The organism is Legionella busanensis, from assembly GCF_900461525.1.
Taxonomy (GTDB): Bacteria; Pseudomonadota; Gammaproteobacteria; order Legionellales; family Legionellaceae; genus Legionella_C; species Legionella_C busanensis.
Window position 1 is genome coordinate 2,652,437 of the sequence record NZ_UGOD01000001.1, and the last position, 25,005, is coordinate 2,677,441.

Sequence of the window (25,005 nt, forward strand, 5' to 3'; positions counted from 1 at the left end):
ATATTTAACACTTAATCGGAGAAATTTCAATTTTTAGTTATAATGACACGTTAATCAATACTGGGCCTTAAGTACTATTAAGCGCCTAAGAGGGTAACATTAGGAATACATAGTATTATAATTTCGCTCGAATATACTATACGTGGCCTGATTTAGAGACATTGAGCATTTATATATTACTTATCAAAATATAATATTTTATTAACTTTATAATAAATAAAGCTGCTCTTTAAGAACGTTATGAAAAGCCAATAAATTGGTGCCCAGGGCCGGAGTCGAACCGGCACGGAGTTTAACCTCCGAGGGATTTTAAGTCCCTTGCGTCTACCTGTTTCGCCACCTGGGCAGGTTTGAAGGCTGAGGCCGGAATCGAACCGGCGTACACGGCTTTGCAGGCCGCTGCATAACCACTCTGCCACACAGCCAAATATCAAGGCCGATTAAAAAAAAAGCGACCGTAGCTGTCGCTTAAATTTGGAGCGGGAAACGAGACTCGAACTCGCGACCCCAACCTTGGCAAGGTTGTGCTCTACCAACTGAGCTATTCCCGCGTCACTACGGGTTGCATTCTACCGAAATCTCTAACACTGTCAATAAGTAACTTCACTTTTTTTTGTTAATTCCGGCCAGGCAATTGTCAAGTAAATTACCATTGACCAAATTGTTAAAATTGCGGCTACATAAAGTGAAACAAAACCTAAAACGCCCCACCAAGATAGAGCCGGATCAAACGCAACTAACAATACTAAAGCAACCATCTGAACGGTCGTTTTTACTTTACCTATATAGCTAACTGTTACACTAGCCCGCCTACCTATCTCAGCCATCCATTCTCGTAGAGCCGAAATAACAATTTCGCGACCAACAATAATAATTGCAGGAAGCGTAATATAATTAATATCTTTAGCGCCTACTAGCAATAAGAGTGTACAAGCAATTAGTAATTTATCTGCAACTGGATCAAGAAAGGCGCCGAATGGCGAAATCATCTTTAATTTACGGGCGAAATAACCATCAAGCCAATCTGTAAAGCTCGCAAAAGCAAATATAATAGCCGCTAAACCATGGGCCCAAGGAAAAGGTAGGTAAAAAACTATAATAAAAATAGGAATTAAAATAATACGTATCAACGTTAAAATATTTGGTAAGCTGGTTAGCGGATTCACGGCACCTCTCCTTTCTTAAAGATCGCTTAGATCTTTAGCATTAACTATTGCAAATAAGCTGACTACTGTTAAAGCGTAAAATAACTTTAATCATTAAACTTCTTCGGAAACTCTATTACAGAGGCGCATTGCTTCGTCGATACAGTGCTTAAATCGTCATGTACTAATGTGTACACGCCGGTTTTGTATTCCGTGCCTTCTCGCACTGCACTCTGTAGCGAGTTTCCAAAGAAATCTCTATTAAACTTTAAGTTACACTGTTTTACTCTAAACAACTATTCAGTAAATAGGATGATGACAGCGTAGGTGTAAGGGCATTAAGCCATATAATTTCTTGTTCCTAATAATAGCGAATATTAATCACTTGTTATATTTAAATATTGAGCTAATTGTGAATAACTACTAAAAACAGCTAAAGCCCCTTTTGCAAGAAGCAAATTAGAATGTTGTTGGTTATAAAAATTTACTCCAATTGCATCCATACCTATTGTTTTAGCCATTTCTATATCGCAAACTGAATCTCCTATCATCACTGCTTCATTAACATCTATATTAAATTCTAATAAAATTTCTTCAAGCATTTGTGGGCAAGGCTTAGGCGGTAACTGTCCTGCACAACGAATCACCTTAAAAAATGAATCTAAACCTGAATTTTGTAAGGCTCGATTAAGACTATTTTGACCTTTGTTACTGGCAATTGCCAAGTAAATGCCTTTTTGATAGAGGTACTCTATAAACTCTTTGGAGCCCGGCATTAAATAAACAGCATAAGGGTGATTAATTAAAGCATGTTGTACAGCTTTTAATAAGTACTCCTGCTCTGTCGAATTTAATTGAGGGAATAACTTCCTTATTGCGTTTACTAGTCCTAATTCAGCAAATTGCCGGGCTAGTTTTTGATCTAGTTCACCGTAATTTAGGTACTTAGCTTCACTAGCAATACAATCAAGTACTTGACCTAAGGTATCACTTAATGTGCCTTCCCAGTCAAATACTACTAAGCGATATTGCTTACTCATAACTTATTAAACTCCGACACGCAATTGTTCTATAGTTTGCGTAAAACGATCATCTAATTTTGCCTCAAAGCGATGCAACTTGCCATTTAGAGTAAATTGAATTGCTCTAGCATGCAAATAAAGCCTTAATTTACCTTTAATCATACTTTGATTTATTAGGGGTTTACCATATTTATCATCACCAATAATTGGATGACCTAAAAAAGCACTATGAACCCTTATTTGATGAGTACGACCCGTTTTAGGAGTCACCTCTACCCAACAGGCATGCTCAAAATTTTCCATTAACTTAAATGAGGTTTGTGAAGGTTTGCCCTGCTCATCAACCGTAACAATACGCTCCCCAGATTTTAGCGTATTCTTGCAAAGATTAGCCCTTACTATTTGTTGATCATTGCCTTCCCATTGATGAGTAAGTAAAGCCCAATAGATTTTAGTTACTTCATGCTTTACTAAAGCCTCTTGAATTGCTCGTAAAACGCTTCTTTTTTTAGCAATTAATAAACAACCAGATGTATCACGATCGAGACGATGCACAAGCTCAAGATAGCTTAAATCGCTGCGTAGCTTTCTTAATGCTTCAATTACACCAAGGCTCAAACCACTTCCTCCATGAACCGCAATACCAGCTGGCTTATTAAGTACTAAAAGCCCATTATCTTCAAAGACAATAGCTTCTTTTAGCTGCTGCTCAAGTTGATTACCTACAAATATAGTCCCTTGATTTGTAACACGAATTGGTGGAATACGAATTGAATCACCTTGCACTAATTTTAATGAAGGCTGGGCTCGTTTTTTGTTAACTCGCACTTCTCCACCTCGGATAATACGATAAATGTGACTTTTAGGAACACCTTTTAAGGTTTTTATTAAATAATTATCAAGCCGTTGCCCTTCATCGTCGGCTTTAATAATCTGATATTGTACATCATTCATTCTTGCTAAACCTATTTGCTGTTGCTTTTTTTTTTGATAATATAAAGAGTCACAAGAATAATTCTTGTGACCGAATTATAACGCATAAATGATTAAAAATGTTTAGTTACTGATAATTAATCGGTAAAACTACTATAGAAAACGCGCTTCTCTTTGGTAAATGATATAAGGAAGCAACCAGTATTTAGAGCCCATTAAATGATAACCATGGCTCTCAGATACCTACGCATGTTAGACATATTTAATACGGAGCTTTGTAAAGAAAATTAAGGAATAACTTAATTTCGAACAAAATACGCTTAAAGCTTCAATTATGCACCATACTAGTTGTGGTGACATGGGTATGGTCTGTCTTTTAATAATAATATTGGACTGCTTAAAGATTATTTTTTGTATGCTTATAAACATGTTAAATGGTAACAGGCTGACTTAATTAAGTGAAAAAATGAATAGCTTTGTACTGACATCTACATTTACGCTTTTTTACTCCAGTAAATCTAATTTATCTTACTACCTTGTTAATACAAGGGATTCAAAATTAAATTTCTGTAAGAAGTATTAAAGCAAGATGGAGAATAACAGGCTATAATAACTATTTATCTAGCCTTACCATTTAAACTTGATTAGTTGTGCTATAGACAGCAAATGAATCGAGTTGAAAGACTGCTAGAGCATTATTAGGGTTTAAAATACTAGATAAAATGATTGAGTTTAAATATTAAGATAATCAAAACGAAAAATCATATTTAGCCAAATCTTAAGTAATGTAAACATCAGAAATTAACAGGTCTAGCATACAGTAATAGATAGCCTTCCACTGTCTTACTTAAGAGTTGTGCCCTTATTGGGGTTTGTAATGGAAAAAATGTTAATAAATGCAACTCAATCGGAGGAAATTAGAGTTGCTTTAGTTAAAGACAATCACTTATATGATTTAGATATTGACTGTCCTTCTGAAATTAAGAAAAAAGGAAATATCTATAAAGCCGTTGTTACTCGCCGCGAGCCTAGTCTTGATGCGGTGTTTGTCGAATATGGCGCTAAAAGACAGGGGTTTTTACCTCTGAAGGAAATCGCGCCTGAATATTTAAGTAAAGATCCACAGAGTTTTGGCGATGATAAGCCGCCTATTACGGCTCTTATCCGTGAAGGCCAAGAGTTATTAATTCAAGTAGATAAAGAAGAAAGAGGTAATAAAGGTGCTGCTTTAACCACCTTTATCACGCTAGCGGGTTGTTATTTAGTCTTAATGCCTAATAATCCTAATTCTGGTGGTATATCACGACGAATTGAAGGCGATGAACGCGATGAATTACGCGAAACATTAAATGCTCTTCAATTACCTGAAGGCATGGGCCTTATTATTCGTACTGCAGGTGTTGGTAAGGGTCAGGATGAATTACAAGCAGATTTAGATATGTTATGCAATCAATGGCAAGCTATTCGTCATGCCTATCAAAATCAGATGGCTCCTTGCCTTATTCATCAAGAAGGCGATGTTATTATTCGCTCCATTCGCGATAATCTTCGAAAATCTGTTTCTGAAATTATTATTGACGACCAAGTTTCCTACGTCAAAGCTAAGCAATATATTGAACAAGTTAAGCCTGATTTTCTGCCCAATGTTAAATTATATAACAATCCCGTTCCTTTATTTAATTGTTATCAAATCGAAAGCCAAATTGAAACAGCTTATCAGCGTGAAGTACTTTTACCATCGGGTGGATCATTGGTAATTGATAGAACAGAAGCCCTCGTATCGATTGATATTAACTCTGCTAAAGCTACAGGTGGCACTGATATTGAAGCTACAGCTTTAAATACTAATCTTGAAGCAGCTGATGAAATTGCTCGTCAGTTACGCCTACGAGATTTAGGTGGGCTAATCGTTATTGATTTTATAGACATGGGCTCTGGTAAAAATCAAAGAGATGTAGAAAATCGGCTTAAAGAAGCCCTTAAAGCAGATCGTGCCCGTATTCAGATAGGTCGAATTTCCCGCTTTGGCTTATTAGAAATGTCTCGCCAACGCTTACGTTTATCTCTAGGAGAAGCTGCACAAGAGATCTGTCCCCGGTGTGAAGGCCGTGGTACAGTCCGTAATATACAATCCCATAGTCTTTCTATTATTCGCTTAATTGAGGAAGAAGCTTTAAAGGATAAAACAGCTGAGGTTCACGTCCAACTACCGGTTGAAATGGCAACATTCATTATGAATGAAAAGCGTGATTTCATCTTAAATATTGAGAAAAGACATAAAGTTTGTATATTAATTATTGCCAATCCTCATATGCAAAGGCCGCAATATAGTATTACACGCTTAAAAGAAGATAATGTCGGTAAAAATAAGAAACCGAGTTATAGTCTCATTCAACAGCCTGAGCTAGATATGGTTCGTGCTAATACTGATTCTGTTAAACTAGATGAACCGGCCGTAAAAACTTTTACACCCTCTTCAACCACTAAAACGCCTACAGCAGGCTTTATTAAACGTTTATGGAGTAGTCTCTTTGGCCATACTGAAGAAACTAATAAGGTAGACACTGAACATAAATCTAATCAACAGCGCACGAAACCGAAACATCATAAACCTCATGAAAAACGTACCCAGAATTCAAAACGCCGTCGTCCTAATAATAGTGGCCATCATAGCAATATAAATCAACAGCAACGCCATTCTGGTGGCCAGGGCCAGGGTGGGCAGAGAAAAAAAGGTAACTCTAACCAAAACCAACAGCAACAAAATAATAACAATCGAGTTATTCCTCTTAAGCCAGATTTAATTAAAAAAAAAGAAGCCATGGTGAATAAGGAATCGGAAAACTAACAAACAATCGGTCCATGCCTCCTTAAATTTAAATTACGGTTTAAGGAGGATGAATCTAGGATTAGATTGAGCTATATCTATCATTTGGTAGGGCTCTGAGTACTGCTCCTAATCTTTCAACCCAGTCGCTATAGGTGTCACACCAATATTAGGATTTACCCCACAGTCATCTAAAATTTTTAATAGATTATTGCCTCGACGGGTTAACTGTCTGATACAGTAAATTTCTAAATAGCTTTTGAGAATATAATAATACTCAGGTAACGTGAGGATAGTTAAGATTTTTTCTGCTCTTCCCATATGATGGGCATTATCATAATCACAAGCTTGAAATAAAACGGTGCCAAGCATAGCTGCTATACTAGCCTGTCTTAACCGATTAGCTTGATAAAAACGTTGTACTGCTTCATCAAGCGCGCGATCTTTATCCCATTCTACCCAGCTATCGTATACCATTAGAGCTGTTTCTACAGAAAGCTCCTGTCCATAGACTAAAGATTGCAAAGCATAAGTTACCGGAATGACTGCTTGAACATTTGCCCAAGAACAATTACCACTAATTTGCGAACTAATAGGGATTTGTGCTGTTGGAATTAAGCCTAACTGCTTATTAATTGTCTGATGAAAGTATCGACGCGGTTGTTTTTTATATAAAAATTCTTGTAAAAAATGAATATTGAATGCTTCAGGCTGGCTAATTTTATAAATGTTAACACTTCCTTCTTTTAGGCTATTTTCCCCTCTATCAATTTTCGCCCACCAATCTCCATACTTTACAAAACACATGGCATGTCCGCGACTAGCAGCAGGTAAGATAAGAAGAGGTGATTTAATTAATTGTTCTAAATGACTGCCCTGTTGATTCATATTAAAATGGTGTTGTAATTTAAGTAATTCTCCTGCAATTTCAAAAGCATCCATCGTATATTGAATATAAAGAAAATGTTCCCGTAAATGCCTCGTTGAATAACTACTAAGAAAACGCCGCAAGGAATCTTTAATCATTGCCACCGTAAATTCTAAAATAAATCCCTCAAAGTCTAATTCAATAAATTCTCCTTCAGCCGTAACAATATCGATATCGCCCTGTAACTCATAGCGATGCCCTATTAGTTTGGCATTAATAAAATCCTGAGCAAAATCAAGCTTAGCACCATATTGGTAAAGTAAATGCTTTAATGCATCTTGCCCTCTTAAAATTGGATAGACTAATACCGCCATGCCTGAACTGGTATAAGCATTGGGATTTGCTCCATGTTCAAGTAAAAGCTTAGCAAGCTCTAAATCATTATTATCAACAGCCCAGTGTAATGGCGTTCTGCCCGTAACATCAGGTTTATTAACTTCTACACCGCGCGCAAGTAACTCTTTAGCAATAGGAGATTGCCTTGTTATTGCACATTCAATTAAGGGTGTAAAACCATACTCATCGATGTCATCGAGTGTCTCACCTTCACGTATGTAAAGCTCAAAATCGGGCATGCGACATGAAATAATATCATTAGCGATGGTCATTTAAGGCTAACCTCTATTTAAACTCAGGTTTTGGCGCTGTAGAGAACTTCGGCATGTTGCCTAAACGAAGTTGTTTTTCCATTTCTTGCTCGCGCCGTTCATTATCAAATTCCCGACGTGCTGCTGTATTGAGAGGTGGTTCTGGATTTAAATTGGGATCAACACCATCAAAGCGTTGCGCATCTAACCATGGATGCTGTTTAATTGAATTTTGTAGCTCACCTTCAGGTGCTGGTTTATCTTCCTCGGACCGATGCTCTCTGGCATGAACCTTCGCTAAATAACGGTGGCCATCTTGCTCAAGCAAACGTCTTCTTCGCGCCATGTCTGGTGTATCATCGCTAAGAATAGATGAACTTTTTCTACCAATTGGGGCTGTGAAATAACTAAATCCACTAGGAACATTGCCACTTCTACCACGTGAGGTAATCACCGAGACCTGCACTAACCCCACTCTCGTATAAGAAGGTACATCAAAGGTAATACGCGTTGGTGTTACTGCTTTAGGCGTAATTGTATTGCCATTAAATACTACTACTGTATCTGCAACCGTACCAAAACCTGTGCCATTAATTACCACGTCGCGTGTACCTGTTAAGGGACCGCTAGTGGGCTTTATATTGCTTACAATTGGCACTTTTTTTGCAAAATGGCCTGATACTTCAACCGGTTCAATTTCAATCAGATTTTGTTTACGTTCAACCATTGATGCCTCGCTAACAAGCGCAGAAAGTTTAGCTTTCCCTAGGGACAATCCTCTGGAAAGCTTACTCAATATGCCAGGTTGATTAACTCCTGATATAATTTTAATCTTATTTTTTTTCTTTAGCTTAAGCAATTTTCTTTTGTTAGGTTTTAAACCTAAGGAAGAATCAATTTTTTCATCTATTTCATTCATACTCACATTATACTTTATAAATACTCAAATTGCAGAATTTCTGCAATTTGTACAGCATTTGTTGCCGCACCTTTGCGTATATTGTCAGCAACTATCCACATATTAAGGCCACAAGGGAAAGAGATATCCTCTCTAATACGACCAACAAACACCTCATCATGGCCAATAGCATGAGTAATAACTGTTGGATATTCTAAATTTGCTAAGTCATCTACAACTTTAATTCCTGGTGCACTACGCAAAATATTACGTGCATCACTTGCACTTAAAGGTGCTTTTAATTCAACATTGACAGCCTCTGAATGCCCGTATAACACAGGAACCCTAACCGTGGTTGGGTTTATCCTTATTGTATCATCTTCCATGATTTTCTTAGTCTCCCATACCATTTTCATTTCTTCTTTGCTATAGCCATTTTCTAAGAATTCATCGATATGAGGAAGTGCATTAAAAGCAATTTGCTGGGGGTATACAGACGCTTTAACTGGGCGACCATTAAGTAATTCACCCACTTGTGATATTAGTTCAGAAATTGCTTTTTTTCCAGTTCCCGAAACAGATTGATAAGTCGCAACATTAATTCGACTAATTCCAACAGCATCATGAATTGGTTTCAATGCTACAACCATTTGAATGGTTGAACAGTTAGGATTAGCAATAATGCCTCGCTGATAGTAATCTGCAATTCGATGCGTGTTGACTTCTGGTACTATTAGAGGGATATCCTCGTCATAACGGAAACAAGATGTATTATCTATAACAATACAACCAGCATCAACCGCAATGGGTGCATAAACTTTTGATACCGAAGCACCCGCTGAAAATAAGGCGATATCCACTTTACTAAAATCAAAATCTGCTAAATTTAAAACGTCAAATTCATTACCTTTAAAAGTGACTGTTTTATCAATTGAACGCTCGCTAGCCAATGGATACAGATTATTAATTGGAAAATTTCGCTCTTCTAAAACAGTTAATATACATTCACCTACCGCACCTGTCGCGCCAACTACTGCAACATCTAGTAATTTTGTCATATTAGCCTCTAGTTTAGATAAGAATTCTTTGGCAAAGAATCTATTTTAATTAACTGCTTAGTAAATATAATAACCCTTATTATTATTTTACACTTTATTTACGTGTTTGAACGTTCATAGCCTGCGCTTTATGCAGTAGGTAATGGTCCATTAATACTAAAGCCATCATTGCCTCGGCAATGGGAACGGCGCGAATACCCACGCATGGATCATGACGACCCTTAGTTACCACAGTTACTTCTTCCCCCTGCTTATTTATTGTTCTACCCGGTTTTACAATGCTTGAAGTAGGCTTTAAAGCAATACTAACTTCTAAGGATTGACCTGTTGAGATACCCCCTAAAATACCCCCTGCATGATTGCTTAAAAAACCTTCTTTACTCATTTCATCACGATGCTCACTCCCTAATTGTGTCACTGAAGTAAATCCTGTACCTATTTCTACACCTTTTACAGCATTAATAGACATCATGGCATGAGCAAGCGTTGCATCAAGTTTATCAAAAACCGGATCACCTAATCCGGCTGGTACCCCTTCAGCATAAATATTAACACGGGCGCCAACAGAATCACCTTGGCGGCGTAACTGATCAATATAGTCTGCTAAGTCTTGGATTTGATGGTTATTAGGACAAAAGAAAGGATTATTAGTTATTTCTTGGGAATCCTTAAACTCTAAGCAAAGTGGGCCCATTTGTTTTAAATAACCTGTGATTGTTAATCCAAGCGTTGCTTTCAAATAAAGCCTAGCGATTGCGCCTGCAGCAACACGAGCGACGGTTTCTCTAGCAGATGAACGACCACCGCCGCGATAATCACGATGTTTATATTTAGCGTGGTAAGTAAAATCTGCATGTCCCGGGCGAAATAAATCTTTAATTTCTTCATAATCTTTAGAACGCTGATCGGTATTATGGATAATAAGTGCAATTGGAGCGCCTGTAGTTAGGCCTTCAAAAGTACCTGATAAGATTTCAACTTTATCTTCTTCACGTCGTTGCGTTGTATATTTAGATTGCCCAGGTTTACGTTTGTCTAAAAAGGGCTGGATAGCCTCTTCAGATAAAGCAAACCCGGGTGGGCAGCCATCTATAATACAGCCTAAGGCTTTACCATGACTTTCGCCAAAGGTAGTGACTGTAAATAATTTGCCAAATGTGTTTCCGCTCATAGTTTATTTATCCGATTTAAAATAATCTTTTAATTGTTGGGCAGTCAATAAAAATATACCCTGGCCACCCCGCTCGAAATCAAGCCAAGTAAACGATAAATCTGGATAAGCACTAATTAACTCTTCTTCACTATTGCCAACTTCAACAATTAAGACACCTTCTTTAGTCAAATAATTATGTGCCTCTGCTAAGATTTTCTTCACAATGGCTAAGCCATTTTGCTCTGTACGTAAAGCCATATCAGGTTCATGCAAATACTCTCGTGGCAGTGTAAGCATTTCTGCATCACCTACATAAGGTGGATTAGAGACAATAATGTCATAACGCTTCTCTCCCAAATTATGCCAGCAATCAGACTTTATTAAATTGACAACATCCTCTAATTGATGACGTTGACAATTAATCCTCGCTACTTCTAATGCCTCATGCGATATATCGGTGGCATCAACAAAGGCGTCTGGAAAAGCATAACTACAAGCGATAGCAATACAGCCACTCCCCGTACATAAATCTAAGATTCGCTCTACTCGATTAGGATCGACCCAAGGAGAAAATTGTCGTTCAATCAATTCAGCAATAGGTGACCGAGGAATTAATACCCTTTCATCTACATAAAAAGGCAACCCACAAAAGAATGCTTGTTTCGTGAGATAAGGAACAGGAATCCTATCTTTAATTCGCTTTTCTAATTGATTAGCTAGAAATTGTTTTTCACTTGGTGTTAAACGTGTTTGTAATAAGAAGTTATCAATATCAAATGGAAGGGACAAGCTCCCTAAAATTAAAGAGCGAATATCATCCCAAGCATTATCAGTTCCATGTCCATAATAAAGCTCATAATTATGAGCTTGTGTCAGACCAAATCTTAAAAAATCTGCGATGGTATCTAATTGCATTACTTCATTAAATGTTGTGGACATCTTTTCTCTGATTCCTTGCATGAACATATTTACCTCAAATTGTAAGATATTTATAATTTTTATCACAGGTTTTTTATACTGAACTTATGAAAAACCAAGATTAAGGCCAAAATATTTAAAAAAGTTAGCTTTTTTCATAAGTCCGGTTGGAATTATTTAATTATCTTTCAAGAAGAAAAGTTTAAATACGATATAATCTTTATAGTTTAAATTTTTATAAATCTGCTCATGCCTAAAAAAATATCAGATGAAGATAAAGCTTTGTTTCGTGAAGCTGTAAAAACAGCAAAGCCTCTAAAAAAGAGCAATATAATTGAGCCTGACTCTCTGATTAAAATTAATAAGACACCACCTAACTCTCATGTCAAAATTCAAAAAACTACAAAGAGCATTAAACCTGAAAAAGCATCTATTTACTTATCTAATTATTACACTCAAGAAGTTCAGGCACAAACACTTCTATCCTTTTGTCGAGACAACCTACCTGCTAAACGATTACGTGAATTGAAATTAGGAAAAATACCAAGGCAAGCTAAATTAGATTTACATGGCTTTAAATCTGATCTTGCCCAACAGATTTTAATTGACTTTATTCAGCAAGCAATTAATTTCGAGCATCGTTGCCTACTTATCATTCATGGTAAAGGTAGTCCACATGGAGAGCTACCTGTGCTTAAAAATTTAGTTAATCATTGGTTAAAACAAATTCCTGCCGTTATCGCATTTCATAGCGCTCTTCCTCAAGATGGTGGGACTGGCGCTTTATATGTTTTATTAAAAAAGAATCGAGTGCGCTAACGCAACTGGCTTGTTCTAGAGAATTAGATACTGATCAAGCAATAAGCTGACTTATTAAGCAATATCCCTAAACTTTTTTCTAAACTTTGTAGCTTTAAATTAGGTAACCCCTATTTATCGTGCCTCAAAAAACCCCTCTCCCGCGCGAGGAATTTGAATAGTATGATGATGTCTTTTCGCGGGAGAGGATTGGGAGAGGGAAATGTCACGAATGGTTATAAATAATATGTTTTGGAACGCTTACAAAAGTTATTTGCAGCACAGTATAAAGCTTAGTGGATAATATTATAAAACGTATCTTATCCAGGTGATGCTTGTAAGTCTATTGCTGGCCTTAAAGTACTATATGTTAATGCACGTAAAATAACCTCGATGACTGAGGCTGTTTGTTGTAGTACATCATTATTCCAAAAACACAATACTTCAAATCCATGCGTATTTAACCAAGCAGTTCGAGCCATATCGTAACTTTGGTTATTAAGATGTTGACCACCATCAATTTCAATAACTAAGCGTTTTTCGAGACAAACAAAATCAACTATATATACTCCTAGAGGAACTTGTCGTTTGAATTTAAAGCCAAGTCGGTTCGCTCTGAGGTAATAGCAAAGACGTTTCTCTGAATCAGTGCTTTGCCTTCGTAATGTTTTTGCATGTTGTCTTAATATAGCTTTGTCCATTTCCCTCTCCCCACCCCTCTTCCGCGAAAAGACATCATCATACTACTCAAACTCCTTGCGCGGGAGAGGGAGTTTTTTGACCGCGCAAAAGGCGTCGTCATACTACGCAAACTTCTTATGCAGGAGAGGAAGTTTTTTGACCACGCAAAAGGCATCATCATACTACGCAAACTTTTTATGCGGGAGAGGGAGTTTTTTGACCGCACAAAAGGCGTCATCATACTACGCAAACTTCTTATGCAGGAGAGGGGTTTTCTGAGGCACGATAAATATGGAGCACCTAATTTAAAGCTACGGAGCCTACTAAAGGCTTTAGAGATTTTACCTAGTTAAATTTATCATCTATTTTATTATTATGTTTTAAACAATTTATTTTTCCCTAACTAACATGTTGAATTTTTATTTAAAAGTCCCTGTATAGATTGAATTTTAAATCATAAAAGTTTACCATTTGGTCAAATTTTTGAATCTATTTAGTATGAGCAAACTACCTATTATTATTGGCATTTCTGGTCCTTCGGCATCTGGTAAAAGTCTGTTGGCCAATACTATTGTAAATGAGCTCGGTTCAGATCAAGTCGTTGTTATCTCTGAAGATGCTTATTATAAAGATAATAGTCACTTGCCTTTAACAGAGCGCGAAAAAATTAATTATGATCACCCAAATGCTTTTGATCACGCTTTACTGTGTGAACATCTTAAGCGATTGCAAAAGGGTGAACCTATAGAGATACCTATTTATTCTCACTCTAAACATATCCGTTTACAGGAAACTCGGCGCATAGGCCGACATGCTATTATTGTTTTAGAAGGGATTTTATTATTTACCGATAAAGATCTACGAGAAACGATGGATATTCGTATTTTTATGTCCACCCCTTTAGATATTTGTTTAACTCGTCGATTAAAACGGGATGTAGTTGAGAGGCAGCGGTCTTTTGAATCCGTTGTTCATCAATATGAAACGACTGTTCGCCCTATGTATCTTCAATTTATTGAACCTTCAAGCCGTTATGCTGATATCATTGTTCCTAGGGGAGGCGAAAATCGTATCGCTATTGATATGATTCAAGCAAAAATGCGTGAGTTACTTGCAGCACATCAGGCTGATTAAATTTCAATATAAGTGTTATTTTAAAATGCTTGCAGAGGAGCGATAAGCTCAATAAAAGACATAAACGTCTTAAGCTAAAATTGCAATATATAGCAATTTTTAGAAAAGAACTTTAATAAATACCAAGGAGATTATTCTATGGGTTTTTTAAGTGGAAAGAGAGCACTAATTATTGGTTTAGCCAGTAACCGCTCTATTGCTTACGGTATTGCTAAAGCGCTTCACGCACAAGGTGCTGAACTTGCTTTTACTTATCAAAATGAGAAGCTAAAATCGCGCGTTGAGAATATGGCGGCAGAATTTAACTCAAACTTAACCTTTCCCTGCGATGTTGCTCATGATCATGAGATCACTGATTTAATGGAACAGTTAAAAAGTCAGTGGTCACAATTAGATATTTTAATCCATTCGGTTGCTTTTGCCCCAGCTGATCAAATTAGTGGTGATTTTATTGAATGCGTAAACCGTGAAGGTTTTCACATTGCGCATGATATTAGCGCTTATAGTTTAGTTGCCTTAGCTAAAGCAGCTCTTCCTTTAATGCAAGATACCAATGGCTCAATATTAACATTAAGTTATTATGGTGCTGAAAAAGCGGTGCCTAATTATAATGTGATGGGAATAGCTAAAGCGAGCCTGGAAGCCTCAGTACGTTATCTTGCAGCAAGTTTAGGACCCCGCGGCCTTCGAGTAAATGCTATCTCAGCTGGCCCTATTAAAACACTCGCGGCGGCAGGTATTAAAGATTTCCGTAAAATGCAAAGTGCATATGCTGAAACGACACCTTTAAAACGTAATGTTACAGCTGATGAAGTTGGTAATACCGCAGCCTTTCTATCCTCTGATTTAGCTTCAGGGATTACGGCAGAAGTTATCCATGTTGATGCGGGTTATCATGCTGTTGCCATGTCTAACTTGGAATAAATAATAACTTAATTACTTACAAATTCACTTAAGAGTAATATATGTGATCTAAAAGGGCCTTAAAGAAAAGGCCCTTTTAAATTAAGGCTGATAATTATAATATCCAGCTAAAGAAGGATACAAATTTGAGGTGTTAGTTTGCTCATCTGAAGGAGGCGCAGAAGGTGTTGTATCTAGCATTACATTAGGCTGTTCAGTATATTGAGGGAGAAAAGTAGCTGGCGGCGTTGTTTGCTGTTGTGGAAAGAATCTTTCTGATTGCTTTATAGGATTAGCTGCATAAACAGACGCTTTATCTTGCTGCCAATTATAAGCATTGGTTACTGGAGCATATAGATTAGGTGTACGGAAATTAAATTCCATATTGCCTACTTTGATAGACCCTAACTCTCCGCGTTTAATCTTACGTATAGAATCAAGATTTTCCTGCTTTTCTCCGCCTTTGGTCGTAAACAGACGATTAAGTAATGAAGGCACACCCTTTTCACCTATTTCTTTGCGTAAAGCAACAATGGCAATTTTAACAGTATAAATATCGTATCCCTTCTTAATTAAATTAGCTTCTTCTTTCTCAGATAACGCATAGCGTTCAGGATCTCTAGCATCTAGGGCATCTTTATTTTGATGTTTAATTGCTTTATTTTGAATCCAATTAGTTATACCACAAGAGATAGCTGCACTAATAATCGTTATACAAACGATTCCTGTAATGGCAAGGCCAACCGGATTACTAACCCCTGCTGCTATACCTAACATCATAATTGGCATAGAAGCAATAAATGTCCCGAAGAGCGCGCCAGCAGCTGCGCCACCAACAATAGAAGATAATGAAATAGCAGCTTTTAATTGGCCTTCATTAAAAATAAAACGTTCTACACTATCTAAACATTCCTTCAAAAGATAATACAACGCTATTAGAGAAGCAGCTACAGCAAAAGTCATCAGCGCTAGTACTATTAAATAGCATATTAATTCACCTTTGTTTTTTTCTTCTTTGTGGCGATGAGTGTGGCTGCTGCGGTGATGACCATAATGAACACGCGGCCGATTAAAAGAGTTTAGAAAGGAATCAAGTAATAACCAATCCAATAAAGTATTATGAGCACAGTAATGGTATTTTCTTGTATTGTCGATGACAACAACTGGCTGTTTTTTTCTATCAAAACTATTCCAAAATTGCTTTTGTTGCGTTTCATTTGGAAGTTGACGCTGGAAACTAAGAGTACTATTGATAAAAGCATAATAAACAGCCCAAACACGATTTTTTTCGGCTTCAGATAAACCGCATAAAGAACTAGTTGGATCGTTTAAAGAGTAGAATAATTTAGCAGAAATAGATTCATGAATTGCTTGTACAGGGTAACCATTTTTTTGGTAGAAAGTATAGTCTTCATACATCCCCAAATAAACCTGGCCTAATTGGTTTTCAGTAAATCTTTTTGTCATTCTTTGCTCCTTTGCTTTATTTCAGTCAATAAGCAATAAAATTTGAGCACCCTTTATACCAGCGCATTATTCATCCGTCAACGCAAGCAAAAACAATAACCTGCATAATTTATAAAAAATGTGTTTTGTAAATTATATTACTGATTATTTTATAAACTATTAGTTAAATTTCGAGGAAGTTTACATACGAACATATTTTGGAAAGTTAGTTAGAACCTTGAGTGCATCAAGTTTAACCTGGATATCGCCCTTTATGTATGCGCGATATCCGGATGAGTGATAAAAGTTAATAAATTATTAAGCTTTAATTGTAGTGCTGAAAACTAATGACTTTTCTCAATCTTGGCTTGTTTAATAAGATTATTAATATATAAATCGTATTCCATTAAACCATAACTAGCTTCAATTTGTTGAGCTAAACTTGAACGCTGCTCTTTATCAAGCGAGTTATACTGACCGTCATTAATTTTCTTTAACCTAACAATAACATAATCGCCATTAATTAAGCGTCGGCCCTCTTTGCTGTCAGGCTTAGGAAGGCTAAAAGCTAAATCATTAATCATGGTATCAGCTTTGTCAGTATCACGTGTTGCTTGAGCAACTTCGTGCCACACAAATTGCTTAGTATCGAGCGGTTGCACGCTAGCATTATCACTCTTATTTTCTACAAGTAAACTAGAGCCTAACTCTTGCGCTTTTTTCTCTGCTCTTTGTAGGGCCAGTTTATTGATAATAACTTCTTTTACTTCGGCAAGTGACTTCTTACTAGCTGGAATATGCTTGTCTACACGTACCACAACCACACTATCATTATCTAATTGGATTGGCTCACTATTATTACCCAGAGCTAAAACGTCATGGCTAAAGGCAGCATTAATGACATTTTTATTTTTGGTTAACTCAGTTTGTCCGCCCTCACGAGAGAACGGTCCAGTTTTCTCTATAGGTAATTTAAGTTCTTCGGCAACGGAAGCTAAAGAATCTGGCGTTTGATAACTTAAATCCGTTAGTTGTTCCATAAGCTGCGCAAATTTTGTTTGCGCCATTTCAGTTTTAAGCTGCTCAGCAATCTCATTGCTAACACTAACTAGTGGCTTAAGTTTAGCTGGCTTATAAGCAACCAATTTAAAAATTTCGTAACCATGCGATGTTTTAAAAGGTTCAGAAATCTGGCCTGGCTGCGTTAAATTAGATAATGCTTTATCAAATTCAGTCTTACCAGCAACTATCCAAGGTAATTCACCATTATTCATCGCCGATAATTTATCAGATGACATTGTTTTGACCCACTGTGAAAACTGGGTGGGATTATTTTGTAATGCTTGATAAGCATCTTGGGCTTTTTGTTTAACTTCTGTTTGGGCTTCCTCATCAGCATCTTTAGGGAAGGCAAACAAAATATGAGCTACTCGCCACTGAGCTGGATTTAGGAAGTTATTTTTATTCTCATTGTAGTAACGCTTAATATCTTCATCACTTACCGCAATGTTCTCACGCAATTTTTGGGCTGACAATCGTATATAATCAACAGTCACTTTTTCAGGCGCTATAAATTGCTCTGGATTCTTTTCATAGTAACTAGCAATTTGATCGTCTGTAATATCCTTTTTATCGATAAAGGATGAGGCAGGAATTTGGAGATAATCATAATCTCGGGTTTGCATATACAATTTAACAAAACGCTTAATTTCTGCTGGAATTGCAAAAGCACTACCAATAAATGCAAAGCGCTGTTGATTTAACAACATACCTTGTCTAACTTCTTTTTGGAAAGACGCTGGCGTAAACATAGCACCATTTAAAGCAAGTTGGTAACGCTCGGCAGAAAAACGACCGTCTTGCTGAAACTGAGGAATACTTACAATAGCAGCATCTGCTTGAGCTAAACTTACATCAAAACCATTTGTTTTGGCTGCTTGTAAACTAACTTCGTTAGCAACCATATTATCTAAAACTTGTTTCTTTAGAGCTGCTTCACTGGCTGCAGTTATTTGCGCAGGATCACGTTGCTGACGTGCTCTGCGGTAATTTACTTCAAAAGCTTGTTTACTGATAGGCTCACCGTTTACAGACACCTCCGCGTCAGAGACATGGCGCGACTGCATATAATAATCGAGGCCAAAAAGAGTGAAGGTTACTGCTATCAGAATAATAACTACCCAAGCTATAACACCTTGTATGCGTTCATTTAGCTTCTGCAACATATTCTAGAGTTCCATAATTGATACAAACATTAGGTGTCTGCCTTTATGCTCACCTTTAATTATAAAAATAATTCATTAACAATCTATACCGTCTCATACTAAGCTTTATAATGCGTTGAAATTCATGTAGCTTCAATCATGCATTATTCAGACATTCATTCGCCTTAATTACTTGTGCTTTATCTAAAACTTAATGGTTAACGCTATATTTTGATGAATTCCTTTTCTACCTTATTAGTACTTGTAATTGAGTTAAAATACAATGTTAAAACTCAAAAAAATAATAAATTATTAAGAAAATTAAAGTAAGCGTAGCAGGTAAAAAAAACGCGCCCTTGGGCGCGTTTATTTGGCGGAGTGGACGGGGCTCGAACCCGCGACCCCCGGCGTGACAGGCCGGTATTCTAACCAACTGAACTACCACTCCAATTCTTGGTGGGTGCTGTAGGGATCGAACCTACGACCCTCGCCTTGTAAGGGCGATGCTCTCCCAGCTGAGCTAAGCACCCAGTAAATCACGCTTCCTGTACAGCTTCTTTGAGAGATTTACCAGCTTTAAACCTGGCTACTCGAGATGCTTTAATCTTAATCTTTTCACCCGTTTGTGGGTTTCTACCTTCTCTTTCGGAACGATTACCAGTTGAGAAAGAGCCAAATCCTGGTAAAACAACTTGGTCACCGCTCTTTAGCGCGTCAGTAACAGTTTCCATAAACATTTCAAGAACTCGACTTGTATCAGCTTTTGTTAAGCCTGTACCGCTAGCAATTGCATCTACCAATTCACTCTTATTCATCGTTTCCCCTATCCAGTTATTCATCCTTTTCTCGAAGGATTGATTTAATCAAAATCATCACCTTCAGTCAAGCAGTCACATCCTTGGAACTCCACTGGCATGCTAGTCATATCAGTGGCAACGGTGTGAAATATACCCCGTATTAATGAGCCTGTAAATCATTATTTTCACTTTTTTTGAGAGTTTTTACTTCGTCTGTGCTATTTTCATCCAAACCACCCTCTCTTTGGAAAGGATTCGCGCTCAGAGCGATTTCTAGGACCTGATCAATTGTTTTTACAGGATGTACTTTCAGCTTGCGAAGTACATTATCTGGAATCTCATCAAGGTCTTTTTTATTCTCTTCTGGGATAATGACATGTTTAATACCACCCCGGTGCGCAGCTAATAATTTCTCTTTTAGTCCGCCAATAGGTAATACTTGGCCACGCAACGTAATTTCCCCGGTCATCGCTACATCAGCACGCACAGGAATTTGTGTTAAAACAGAGACAAGGGCCGTACACATACCAATACCAGCACTAGGACCATCTTTTGGCGTAGCACCTTCGGGAACATGAATATGGAAGTCTTTTTTATCATAAAAATCATCTGTAATATGCAATGATTTCGAACGACCGCGCACAACAGTCATTGCTGCCTGTATAGATTCCTGCATAACCTCGCCTAATTGGCCAGTATGAGTCACTTTACCCTTACCTGTCATCATCGAGGCTTCAATAATTAATAATTCGCCACCAACGCTTGTCCATGCTAGACCCGTTACTTGACCAACCTGATCGTATTGCTCAGCAAGTCCATAGCGGAATTTCTTTATACCAAGATATTTTTCGATATTGTTTCGGGTAACAACCACTTTTTTAGTACGTTTACTGGTTAAAATTTCTTTAACAACTTTACGACAAATACTGGCAACTTCACGCTCGAGGTTTCGTACCCCTGCCTCCCGAGTATAATGACGAATAATTTCATGAATTGCCCCTTCACTAATCGTTATTTCATCATTCTTTAACCCGTTTAGCATGATTTGCTTGGGTACTAAGTAGGTTACCGCAATATTTACTTTCTCATCCTCGGTATAACCTGGCAGTCGGATTACTTCCATTCTGTCTAATAGCGGTGCTGGAATTTCTAAAGAATTGGCAGTCGCAATAAACATGACATCACTTAGATCATAATCCACCTCTAAATAATGATCACTAAAGGTATGATTTTGCTCTGGATCAAGCACTTCTAATAACGCTGAAGCCGGATCTCCTCTAAAATCCATTGCCATTTTATCAACTTCGTCAAGCATAATTAAAGGATTTTTCACCCCAGCTTTACAAAGCTTTTGAATAATTTTACCAGGCATAGAACCAATATAGGTACGGCGGTGGCCACGTATTTCAGCCTCATCACGCACGCCCCCAAGCGCAATGCGAATAAACGTTCTACCTGTGGCATTAGCAATAGATTGACCTAGAGATGTTTTACCTACTCCTGGCGGCCCAACTAGACATAAAATAGGCCCTTTAATGCGTTTTACCCGTTGCTGAACGGCTAGGTATTCAGTAATCCGTTCTTTAACTTTTTCAAGGCCATAATGTTCTTTATCAAGCAATTTTTCTGCTTTTTCTAAATCAAATTGAATCTTATTTTTTTTCCGCCACGGCACACATAACATCCAGTCTAGATAATTGCGAATCACTGTCGCTTCCGCGGACATAGGCGACATCATTTTTAATTTTTGCAATTCTGATAAGGCTTTTTCTTTGGCTTCTTTAGGCATACCCGCTTTATTAATAGCGTTTTCCATCTGCTCAACTTCATTACCTTCTTCACCGCCAAGTTCGCCCAATTCTTTTTGAATGGCTTTCATTTGTTCATTAAGATAATACTCACGCTGGCTCTTTTCCATTTGTCTTTTAACACGGCCACGTACGCGTTTTTCAACATGCAACAAATCAATTTCGCCTTCAAGAGCTGCCATTAAACGCTCAAGCCGCGAACCTACGTCTGTAATCTCTAAAACTTCCTGTTTATCTTCTACTTTTAAACTTAAGTGCGCAGCGATGTTATCTGCTAATCGTCCTGGTTCTTCAATGCTGGCAAGGGAGCCCAATACTTCAGGCGGTATTTTTTTATTTAATTTAATATACTGCTCAAATTGAGACATTAAAGAGCGCATTATTATTTCAATTTCTTGCTGCGTTAATGCGGTATTAACATCCTCTACAGGCTCTAAATATGCTTCTAGGTAGCCTTTTTCTTGTGAATATTGCGTTGCATAGGCTCGTCTTTCCCCTTCCACTAACACTTTAACCGTTCCATCTGGCAGCTTTAATAATTGCAAGACACTGGAAACAGTGCCAACGGTATAAACATCATTAGCTGACGGGTCATCATTCGATGACTTGCGTTGAGCAACTAAAAAGATTTGTTTATTTTCCACCATGGAAGCCTCTAAGGCCTTAATAGATTTTTCTCGGCCAACAAAAAGAGGGATAACCATATGTGGATAAACAACAACATCTCTTAAAGGTAAAACCGGTAAAGGTGATTGCACACCGTCATTCGTTATTAATTCATTTTTGTTAGACATAATAAGTCCTTAATCGCACAAGATAATCCCACTTGACATAGTTAGCTTGGGATAATCTATTTTAAATAGCGCTATCCACTAAGCTTAACACTATATTACAAATTCGTTTGGCTTCAGTCATGTACTAATTATACTTCTTCGGGCACATTTTGTTGCGTCTACCTAAAGCTTTTAGTAGGTCATGCCATATCACCACAAAGTAGGACGTATAAATATTAGATGCCCACCTAGAATGCTGACACTTCTAATTACAACTTAAAATTGGATTAATTTGGAAAACCTGGATAGTAAATAGAGGAGGTAAGGTTTAAATTACCTCCCCTTTTATATGCTATTCACCACCAGCTGCAGATTGCTTTGTTTCATCACCATCAAAAATCAACAAAGGCTTTCCAGAATTAGTAATTACATTGTCATCTATTACCACTTTCTTAATACCTTCTAGAGAGGGTAGATCATACATGGTGTCTAAAAGAATATTTTCAAGTATGGCACGCAAACCTCGTGCACCCATCTTTCTTTTGAGGGCCTTTTGGGCAATTTGTCGTAGCGCTTCTTCACGAAATTCAAGTTCAACACCTTCCATTTTAAATAAGGCATGAAATTGCTTAGTAAGAGCATTTTTGGGCCGCATTAGGATATCGATTAAAGCTTCTTCATCAAGTTCTTTTAATGTTGTGACAACGGGTAATCGGCCAACAAACTCAGGAATTAAGCCATATTTAACTAAATCATCTGACTCTAACATCTCTAAGACTCTTTCATTTTCTTTGGTGTCTTTTTGATTCTTAAGTTGTGCAGCAAAACCTATACCTGACTTGTCACTGCGCTCTCGGATAACTTTTTCCAGGCCCGCAAATGCCCCGCCACAAATAAATAATATATTAGAGGTATCAACCTGTAAAAATTCTTGTTGAGGATGCTTTCTTCCACCTTGCGGAGGAACAGAGGCAACAGTGCCTTCGATTAATTTTAATAACGCTTGCTGAACACCTTCCCCCGAAACATCTCGCGTGATAGATGGATTGTCTGATTTACGAGAAATTTTGTCTATTTCATCAATATAAACAATACCTTGTTGCGCACGGTCTACGTCATAATCACATTTTTGTAATAATTTTTGAATAATATTTTCTACATCTTCACCCACGTAACCGGCTTCTGTTAAGGTTGTTGCATCAGCCATGGTAAAAGGAACGTTTAACAAACGTGCCAATGTTTGTGCAAGTAATGTTTTACCGCTACCTGTTGGCCCAATAAGTAAAATATTACTTTTTCCTAATTCAACACCATCTTCTGTTTTATGCTGTAAGCGTTTATAGTGATTATAAACCGCAACAGATAGTACTTTTTTAGCATGAGGTTGACCAATTACATACTCATCGAGAAAACTTGCTATTTCTCGAGGCGTAGGTAAACGAGTTTGAGTATTTTCTGTTGTTTCTTGATTTTCTTCGCGAATAATGTCATTACAAAGCTCAACGCATTCGTCACAAACAAACACAGAAGGTCCAGCAATCAGTTTTTTTACTTCATGCTGACTCTTACCACAGAACGAACAATACAAGACTTTGTCACCATCGCCTCTGCCTGTTTTACTCATTTATTAACCCCTTTCTTACTGCTACAAAAGCAAGCATTGTAAAAAATAAATTTAATCTTTCTTGCTAAGTATAACTTTTAAATAAGTAGCTTGTTTAATAGTTAATATTCTACTTAATTTACATTCACTGAAGTATAGTAAAAACTGATTGTAATTAGTTAAATAATTATTATCACTTTTACTTACTTCATTCATTTATTATTTTCTTGTTTCTAAGTTTTAATATTTAATACAACTACTCCTAGCTTTAGCATAACACTAATTTCGATGTGTTGCTTATAGCTAAACTATCAAAATGGTTTATTGCAATTAAATCTTAAATGTAAGTTTTTGAATTATTCAGTTAAACGCTGTTGATAATAGTTTACTTTAATTATGGCTTAACGGATAGGCTGATGAATTTATAAGTAATCATCCTTTACCATCGAACGGCTGTATTTGGCGCATTAGCACTTTCATTTTCTACCACCCGTCTTCGCACTCAAATCCAACCTTTCACTAAATAGAGATACAGCACTTTGTATTATAAATTTAGACAAAAAATTAAGCCAGGGACCATTATAAACTTCTTTTAAACCTAAGTCTTTTACTTTTAGAGCTCGAAACGTTAAGGTTTGGTAAAAAAAAGTTAAATGTGCTCTGGCAAATAATATTATAGCGTCTCCTGCTAAGCCTCAGTCACAGGTTTGAAACTTATAGAAAAACGCTATATTTTAACATTATAGCAATAATTAAACCAATTAGGCTAAATTTTCACGATCGTAAAGAACTTTATCAATCAAACCATATTCTTCTGCTTGATTAGCATTCATAAAGTTATCCCGTTCAGTATCACGCATAATTTGATCAGGCGTCTTTTTGCAATGCTTAGCCATAATACTGTTTAATCGTTCTCTAATAGCGAGTGTTTCTCGTGCATGGATTTCAATATCCGTTGCTTGACCGCGATAACCACCTAGAGGTTGGTGAATCATAACACGTGAGTTAGGAAGGCAAAAACGCTTGCCCTCTGCCCCTGCACAAAGCAATAATGCAGCAGCACTTGCAGCCTGGCCTATACATAAAGTACTTACATCAGGCTTGATAAATTGCATCGTGTCATAGATAGCAAGCCCTGCTGTAACGACCCCCCCTGGTGAATTAATATATAAGAATATATCCTTTTCTGGGTTTTCAGATTCTAAGAATAATAATTGAGCAACAACTAAGTTCGCCATATGATCTTCTACTTCACCTAAAAGAAATATAATTCTTTCTTTAAGCAGGCGAGAATAAATATCATAAGAACGTTCACCGCGCGAAGTTTGTTCAATAACCATTGGCACAAGGCCACTGGCATTTTTAATTGGTGTATTAAAATGATCCATA

The 25,005-nt window shown here is 37.1% G+C and carries 18 protein-coding genes, 5 tRNA genes and 1 pseudogene; 4 read left to right on the forward strand and 20 right to left on the reverse strand.

Annotation, left to right across the window (positions count from 1 at the left end; translation table 11 throughout):
- Window positions 1–257: 257 nt before the first annotated feature.
- The 6 genes and pseudogenes from DYH30_RS11730 to DYH30_RS11755 form a co-directional block, all read right to left on the reverse strand.
- Window positions 258–346: transfer RNA gene (locus DYH30_RS11730), tRNA-Leu, on the reverse strand.
- Between the two features lie 8 nt (window positions 347–354).
- A tRNA-Cys gene (locus DYH30_RS11735) sits at window positions 355–425 on the reverse strand.
- 50 nt (window positions 426–475) lie between these two features.
- A tRNA-Gly gene (locus DYH30_RS11740) sits at window positions 476–551 on the reverse strand.
- Window positions 552–590: 39 nt separating this feature from the next.
- On the reverse strand, window positions 591–1,166 hold the full coding sequence (pgsA, locus tag DYH30_RS11745; protein ID WP_115331839.1) for a CDP-diacylglycerol--glycerol-3-phosphate 3-phosphatidyltransferase: 576 nt from the start codon (window positions 1,164–1,166) through the stop codon (window positions 591–593).
- Between the two features lie 356 nt (window positions 1,167–1,522).
- The gene (locus DYH30_RS11750) at window positions 1,523–2,185 is read right to left on the reverse strand and encodes an HAD family hydrolase (protein WP_115331840.1); all 663 of its coding nucleotides are present in this window, start codon (window positions 2,183–2,185) and stop codon (window positions 1,523–1,525) included.
- Window positions 2,178–3,121: pseudogene (locus DYH30_RS11755) on the reverse strand (RluA family pseudouridine synthase). Before DYH30_RS11755 ends, DYH30_RS11750 begins: the two are co-directional and overlap by 8 nt.
- An 856-nt stretch (window positions 3,122–3,977) precedes the next feature.
- On the opposite strand from DYH30_RS11755, the gene DYH30_RS11760 reads away from it, so the two are divergent.
- The gene (locus DYH30_RS11760; protein ID WP_165482152.1) at window positions 3,978–5,948 is read left to right on the forward strand and encodes an Rne/Rng family ribonuclease; all 1,971 of its coding nucleotides are present in this window, start codon (window positions 3,978–3,980) and stop codon (window positions 5,946–5,948) included.
- A 108-nt stretch (window positions 5,949–6,056) separates the two neighbouring features.
- Here the strand turns inward: DYH30_RS11760 and ankH are convergent, their stop codons facing one another.
- From ankH to prmB, 5 genes are all read right to left on the reverse strand, one after another.
- Window positions 6,057–7,463 (reverse strand): Dot/Icm T4SS effector AnkH/LegA3, encoded by a 1,407-nt coding sequence (gene ankH / locus DYH30_RS11765; protein ID WP_115331841.1) that lies wholly within the window; start codon window positions 7,461–7,463, stop codon window positions 6,057–6,059.
- 13 nt (window positions 7,464–7,476) lie between these two features.
- Window positions 7,477–8,361 (reverse strand): IPT/TIG domain-containing protein, encoded by an 885-nt coding sequence (locus DYH30_RS11770; protein ID WP_115331842.1) that lies wholly within the window; start codon window positions 8,359–8,361, stop codon window positions 7,477–7,479.
- Window positions 8,362–8,375: 14 nt separating this feature from the next.
- A complete protein-coding gene (locus DYH30_RS11775; RefSeq protein WP_115331843.1) occupies window positions 8,376–9,398 on the reverse strand; it encodes an aspartate-semialdehyde dehydrogenase in 1,023 nt (340 codons plus the stop codon).
- Window positions 9,399–9,492: 94 nt separating this feature from the next.
- Window positions 9,493–10,569 (reverse strand): chorismate synthase, encoded by a 1,077-nt coding sequence (aroC, locus tag DYH30_RS11780; RefSeq protein ID WP_115331844.1) that lies wholly within the window; start codon window positions 10,567–10,569, stop codon window positions 9,493–9,495.
- Between the two features lie 3 nt (window positions 10,570–10,572).
- On the reverse strand, window positions 10,573–11,490 hold the full coding sequence (gene prmB, locus DYH30_RS11785; protein ID WP_115331845.1) for a 50S ribosomal protein L3 N(5)-glutamine methyltransferase: 918 nt from the start codon (window positions 11,488–11,490) through the stop codon (window positions 10,573–10,575).
- Window positions 11,491–11,718: 228 nt separating this feature from the next.
- On the opposite strand from prmB, the gene DYH30_RS11790 reads away from it, so the two are divergent.
- Window positions 11,719–12,288: a Smr/MutS family protein gene (locus DYH30_RS11790; RefSeq protein WP_115331846.1), complete on the forward strand. Its 570-nt coding sequence runs from the start codon at window positions 11,719–11,721 to the stop codon at window positions 12,286–12,288.
- A 299-nt stretch (window positions 12,289–12,587) separates the two neighbouring features.
- Here DYH30_RS11790 and DYH30_RS11795 read toward each other — a convergent pair whose 3' ends face one another.
- Window positions 12,588–12,968 (reverse strand): endonuclease domain-containing protein, encoded by a 381-nt coding sequence (locus DYH30_RS11795; RefSeq protein ID WP_115331847.1) that lies wholly within the window; start codon window positions 12,966–12,968, stop codon window positions 12,588–12,590.
- Between the two features lie 478 nt (window positions 12,969–13,446).
- Here DYH30_RS11795 and udk point away from each other — a divergent pair, with 478 nt between their 5' ends.
- Window positions 13,447–14,082, forward strand: a complete 636-nt coding sequence (gene udk, locus DYH30_RS11805) for a uridine kinase (protein ID WP_115331849.1) — start codon at window positions 13,447–13,449, stop codon at window positions 14,080–14,082.
- Window positions 14,083–14,220: 138 nt separating this feature from the next.
- Window positions 14,221–15,006 (forward strand): enoyl-ACP reductase FabI, encoded by a 786-nt coding sequence (locus tag DYH30_RS11810; RefSeq protein WP_115331850.1) that lies wholly within the window; start codon window positions 14,221–14,223, stop codon window positions 15,004–15,006.
- An 81-nt stretch (window positions 15,007–15,087) separates the two neighbouring features.
- On the opposite strand, the gene DYH30_RS11815 is transcribed toward DYH30_RS11810, so the two are convergent.
- The 8 genes from DYH30_RS11815 to clpP form a co-directional block, all read right to left on the reverse strand.
- Window positions 15,088–16,452, reverse strand: coding sequence for a hypothetical protein (locus DYH30_RS11815; protein WP_115331851.1), 1,365 nt, complete (start codon window positions 16,450–16,452; stop codon window positions 15,088–15,090).
- Window positions 16,453–16,775: 323 nt separating this feature from the next.
- Window positions 16,776–18,656 carry a SurA N-terminal domain-containing protein gene (locus DYH30_RS11820; RefSeq protein WP_115331852.1) on the reverse strand — a complete coding sequence of 627 codons (1,881 nt, stop codon included), beginning with the start codon at window positions 18,654–18,656 and terminating at the stop codon, window positions 16,776–16,778.
- 350 nt (window positions 18,657–19,006) lie between these two features.
- A tRNA-Asp gene (locus tag DYH30_RS11825) sits at window positions 19,007–19,083 on the reverse strand.
- A 6-nt stretch (window positions 19,084–19,089) separates the two neighbouring features.
- Window positions 19,090–19,165 (reverse strand) — tRNA-Val (locus tag DYH30_RS11830).
- Between the two features lie 6 nt (window positions 19,166–19,171).
- Entirely contained in the window at window positions 19,172–19,450 is a 279-nt protein-coding gene (locus DYH30_RS11835) for an HU family DNA-binding protein (RefSeq protein WP_115332572.1), read from the reverse strand.
- A gap of 142 nt (window positions 19,451–19,592) precedes the next feature.
- A complete protein-coding gene (gene lon / locus DYH30_RS11840) occupies window positions 19,593–22,034 on the reverse strand; it encodes an endopeptidase La (RefSeq protein WP_115331853.1) in 2,442 nt (813 codons plus the stop codon).
- 331 nt (window positions 22,035–22,365) lie between these two features.
- The gene (clpX, locus tag DYH30_RS11845) at window positions 22,366–23,637 is read right to left on the reverse strand and encodes an ATP-dependent Clp protease ATP-binding subunit ClpX (protein ID WP_115331854.1); all 1,272 of its coding nucleotides are present in this window, start codon (window positions 23,635–23,637) and stop codon (window positions 22,366–22,368) included.
- 740 nt (window positions 23,638–24,377) lie between these two features.
- Window positions 24,378–25,004, reverse strand: a complete 627-nt coding sequence (gene clpP, locus DYH30_RS11850; RefSeq protein WP_115331855.1) for an ATP-dependent Clp endopeptidase proteolytic subunit ClpP — start codon at window positions 25,002–25,004, stop codon at window positions 24,378–24,380.
- Between the last annotated feature and the right edge of the window lies 1 nt (window position 25,005).